This is a genomic window from Cupriavidus sp. HPC(L), assembly GCF_000307735.3.
Lineage (GTDB): Bacteria > Pseudomonadota > Gammaproteobacteria > Burkholderiales > Burkholderiaceae > Cupriavidus.
This window is the reverse complement of sequence record NZ_AMPR02000233.1, coordinates 1-4,435: the sequence shown is the minus strand read 5'-3', so window position 1 is coordinate 4,435 and position 4,435 is coordinate 1. Positions and strand designations below refer to the sequence as shown.

The following is a 4,435-nucleotide window of genomic DNA, read 5'->3' as shown; positions in this document are numbered from 1 at the left end:
TTGATCGTCAGGCCAAGCAGCAGCCGGACAGGATGGTCACGCCAGTCGCGCCGGAATCGTTCCATGGCTTCGCGTCTCCTCGTTTTTTCGCGCGCGCTCGGTTCGGCTCGACTCTGCTCGCGGCCGCCATATCAAGCACGAGCCATGCCCGCGTGGTCTGAACACTATAGGCGTCCGGATGGCGCCGGATCGCGCTTTCCTTGCCGACGTCAGCACGTCGGCTGCGTCCATCCGTTCTCCCGCACCCCAACGCGACGCCGGCACTTTGTTACAACGGTCCGGCTTGCCTTGCCATCGCCAACCATCCGCCGCAGAATCGGCATGCCCGTGCGCCAGTGCACGCTCTGCCAGCCGCGGTCCGCGGCGGCCTCCGCCGACCACGACCGATGCCTGATCCCATCGCCGCACCGTCCGAAACCATCGCTGCCGATGCCCGCGCAGCCTCCGAGGCCGCCGTCGCCGCCGTCTACCGCGCCGAATCGCGGCGCGTGCTGGCCACGCTGATCCGCCTGCTGGGCGACTTCGACCTGGCCGAGGAGGCACTGCACGACGCCTTCAAGGCCGCGCTGGAGCAATGGCCGCGTGACGGCGTACCCGCCAATCCCTGTGCCTGGCTGATCTCGGCCGGCCGCTTCAAGGCGATCGACGGCATCCGCCGCCATGCCCGCTTCCGGCCGCTGGACGACGTCACCGAACAGGTCGAAGCGATCGTCGACGAGAGCGCGACGCGCGCCTTCGACGAACTGTTCGAGGACGCCTGTCTGGAAGACGACCGGCTGCGCCTGATCTTTACCTGCTGCCACCCTGCGCTGGCGCCGGACGCCCAGGTCGCGCTGACGCTGCGCGAGGTTTGCGGCCTGACCACCGAGGACATCGCCCACGCCTTCCTGACGGCGCCGTCGACGCTGGCCCAGCGCATCGTGCGAGCCAAGGCCAAGATCCGCGACGCGCGCATTCCTTATCAGGTGCCCGACCGCCAGGACCTGCCGGAGCGCCTCGACAGCGTGCTGCGCGTGGTCTACCTGGTCTTCAACGAGGGCTATTCGGCCAGCTCCGGCGACCAGCTGACCCGCCACGACCTGTCCGGCGAAGCGATCCGGCTGGCGCGGCTGCTGCTCGAACTGCTGCCCGAACCCGAGGTCATGGGACTGCTGGCGCTGATGCTGCTGCACGAGTCGCGCCGGGCAGCGCGCACCTCGTCCGACGGCGAACTGGTGCTGCTGGACGAGCAGGACCGCAGCCGCTGGGACCGGGCGCTGATCGCCGAGGGCACCGCGCTGGTCGAGCGCGCGTTGTCCTCGCGCCGCTTCGGCCCCTATTCGCTGCAGGCCGCGATTTCGGCGGTGCACGCCGAAGCGGACAACGCGGCTTCGACCGATTGGCCGCAAATCGTCGCGCTGTACGACGTGTTGCTGGCGCTGCAGCCCTCCCCCGTGGTGGAGCTGAACCGGGCGGTCGCCGTGGCGATGCGGGACGGACCCGAGGCGGGCCTGCTGCTGGTCGACGCGATCCTGGCCCGCGGCGAACTGGGCGACTACCATCTGGCCCACGCCGCCCGGGCCGACCTGTGCCGGCGCCTGGGCCGCTACGCTGATGCGCGTGCCGCCTATCGGACCGTGCTGGAGCTGGTCCGCCAGGGCCCGGAGCGGCGCTTTATCGAACGGCGGCTTGCCGCACTGCCGCAATAACGGGTTTCCAGCGGTTGTGGCGACGGACTTTTCGCTCTCGGCCCTCCGTCGACCCGTTCTTTCGATCCCCGCTGTCGATTTCACCCGGTCCCGAACGACTATCCCATGACAGGGCCATCGCCCTGCCGGCGTCATGGCATCGTCGCCGGCGCCGTCTATGCTGATTTTCCGTGCCGTTTCGTTGCCGTTTCGTTGCCGCGTCGCTTGGCGGCCGGCCAACGCCACCACTACCGAGGAGCCTCTGATGAAATATCTCTGCCTGATCTATTACCAGGAGAAGCAGGTCTACAGCATGCCGCCCGACGAATGGGATTCGCTGGTCGGCGAATGCCTGCGCTTCGGCGACAAGGTGCGCAGCAGCGGCCACTACATCGGCGGCGAGGCGCTACAGCCGGTCGAGACCGCCAAGACCCTGCGCGTGCGCGACGGCAAGGTGACCGTCACCGACGGGCCGTTCGCCGAGACGAAGGAGCAGCTGGCCGGCTTCTATCTGATGGAGGCGGCCGACCTGAACGAGGCGATCCAGGTCGCCTCGAAGATTCCGCCCGCGCGCCACGGCAGCGTCGAGATCCGGCCGATCCGGGAATTGCCGGGCGCCAGCGGATCGTAAACACCGGGTCGCGAATTTTTTTGCAGGGCATTGTCGATTGAGACGTTCGCCGTACGACTAGGTAACAGGAAGTCCGAACAGCCACCGAAATCCGAGGAGCGGCGAAGATGAAATACCTGTGCCTGATCTATACCGACGAGCGTGTCCTGCAAGCGATGCCCGAGCCGGAATGGCGCAGCCTGGTGGAACAGTGTCTGCGCTTCAGCGCCGCACTCGAGCGCGACGGCATGTATCTGGCCGGCGAGGCGCTCGAAAGCGCGACAACGGCCACCACGCTGCGGGTACGCGCCGGCAGGGTGTCGTTCACCGACGGGCCGTTCGCGGAGACCAAGGAACAGCTGGCGGGCTTCTATCTGATCGAGGCCGAAGGCCTGCACGAGGCGCTGCACGCGGCGGCGGGAATTCCCGCCGCGCGGCTGGGCAGCATCGAAGTGCGGCCGGTGATGTCACTGGCGGTCGGCAGTACGCCGCCCGCGCAGTGACGGCCCAATTTCAGCCACGACCTCGCATCGTTCAACTCGCTGTCCACCTTTTCCTTCCAGGAGATTTAAAGATGAGCAACGCCACGCAATCCCAGACCGCCGCCCACGACGAAATCCGGACCATGCTCGAAGCGTGGCGCCAGGCCTCGATCGCCCGCGACGTGCCACGCATCATGTCGCACTACACCCCCGACGTCGTCGCCTTCGACGCCGTGATGCAGCTGCAATTCAAGGGCGCCGACGCCTACGGCAAGCACTGGGCGGCCTGCATGGAAATGTGCACGGGGCCGATGGTGTTCGAGATGCATGACCTGCAACTGTTCGTCGACCAGCAGCTCGGTTATGGCCACTACCTGCTGCGCTGCGGCCACCAGGACGAGAACGGCAAAGAGAGTGCCTCGTGGATGCGCGTTACCGTCGGCCTGCGCAAGACGGCCGAGGGCTGGAAGATTGCCCACGATCATTTTTCCGCACCGTTCGACATCGAGAGCGGCAAGGCGCTGTTCGAACTCCAGCCCTGAGCGGCCGATGGCATCGCCTAGACTGATCTACCGACAGGAGATACCGCAATGCGCTTCATGATTCTGGTTCGAGCCACGCAAAAGACCGAGAGCGGCGTGATGCCGGAGGACGGGCTGATTGCCGAAATGGCGGCCTACCACGAGGAGCTATCGAAGGCCGGCGTACTGGTCGATGCGTCCGGCCTGCAACCGAGCGCAAAGGGCTGGCGGATCCGCTATCAAGGCCAGCAGCGGACCGTCACCGATGGTCCGTTCGCCGAGACCAAGGAGCTGATCGCCGGCTACACCATCATCCAGGTGAAGTCGCGCGAAGAGGCGCTGGAATGGACCCGGCGCTTCCCGAATCCGGCCACCGACGACGACAACTGCGAGATCGAGGTACGCCAGCTGTACGACCTCGAGGATTTTCCGCCAAGCGAAGGTATCGAGCGCTTCCGCGAGCTGGAACAGATCCAGCAGCGACAGCAATCGCCACAGCAATCGCAATAACGACGCGATCACGCGCAACACAGACGGTCCAGGACCGTTCGCACAGCACGATCAGACAGGAGAACCAAGATGGCACAAACGCAAGTCAAGCCGATTCCCGAAGGCATGCCCACGCTGACCCCGCATATCGTTTGCAAGAATGCGCTGGAAGCAATCGAGTTTTATAAACGCGCATTCGGCGCGGCCGAGGAATTCAAGCTGCTTACCCCGCAGGGCCAGCTGATGCACGCGATGCTGCGCATCGGCAATTCGCCGGTGATGATGGCGGAGGAAATGCCAGAATGGCAGAGCCTGGGGCCGACGACATTGAAGGGAACGCCGGTGGTGCTGCATCTGTACGTCGAGGATGTGGACGCCGCCGTGGCCCGCGCGGTCGACGCGGGCGCCAAGGTCACGATGCCCGTCCAGGACATGTTCTGGGGGGACCGCTACGGCCAACTGGAAGACCCGTACGGGCATCGCTGGTCGGTGGCCACGCACGTGCGTGACGTACCGCCGGAAGAGCTGGCCAAGGCCGCGGAACACGGCTGCGGTGCTTGATAGGTAGCGGAATAGTAAAAAGCGGCCCGTGGGGCCGCTTTTTTTTATGCTCTTGCGTCGGCGCGGACAGTGATTTTCACGACAGTGATTTTCACGGCTGCACCG

The 4,435-nt window shown here is 65.7% G+C and carries 6 protein-coding genes; all 6 read left to right on the top strand.

Features of this window, described 5'->3' with window-relative positions; all coding sequences use genetic code 11:
- Window positions 1–386 precede the first annotated feature (386 nt).
- Window positions 387–1,688: an RNA polymerase sigma factor gene (locus tag B551_RS14300; RefSeq protein WP_006577250.1), complete on the top strand. Its 1,302-nt coding sequence runs from the start codon at window positions 387–389 to the stop codon at window positions 1,686–1,688.
- A 244-nt stretch (window positions 1,689–1,932) separates the two neighbouring features.
- Window positions 1,933–2,298 carry a YciI family protein gene (locus tag B551_RS14295; protein ID WP_006577249.1) on the top strand — a complete coding sequence of 122 codons (366 nt, stop codon included), beginning with the start codon at window positions 1,933–1,935 and terminating at the stop codon, window positions 2,296–2,298.
- Between the two features lie 107 nt (window positions 2,299–2,405).
- Complete coding sequence (locus B551_RS14290) at window positions 2,406–2,780, top strand: YciI family protein (RefSeq protein WP_023264373.1); 375 nt, start codon at window positions 2,406–2,408, stop codon at window positions 2,778–2,780.
- 71 nt (window positions 2,781–2,851) lie between these two features.
- Window positions 2,852–3,301, top strand: coding sequence for a nuclear transport factor 2 family protein (locus tag B551_RS14285; protein ID WP_006577247.1), 450 nt, complete (start codon window positions 2,852–2,854; stop codon window positions 3,299–3,301).
- A 48-nt stretch (window positions 3,302–3,349) separates the two neighbouring features.
- On the top strand, window positions 3,350–3,790 hold the full coding sequence (locus tag B551_RS14280) for a YciI family protein (RefSeq protein ID WP_006577246.1): 441 nt from the start codon (window positions 3,350–3,352) through the stop codon (window positions 3,788–3,790).
- Between the two features lie 69 nt (window positions 3,791–3,859).
- Window positions 3,860–4,330, top strand: coding sequence for a VOC family protein (locus tag B551_RS14275; protein WP_006577245.1), 471 nt, complete (start codon window positions 3,860–3,862; stop codon window positions 4,328–4,330).
- The last annotated feature ends 105 nt before the right edge of the window (window positions 4,331–4,435 follow it).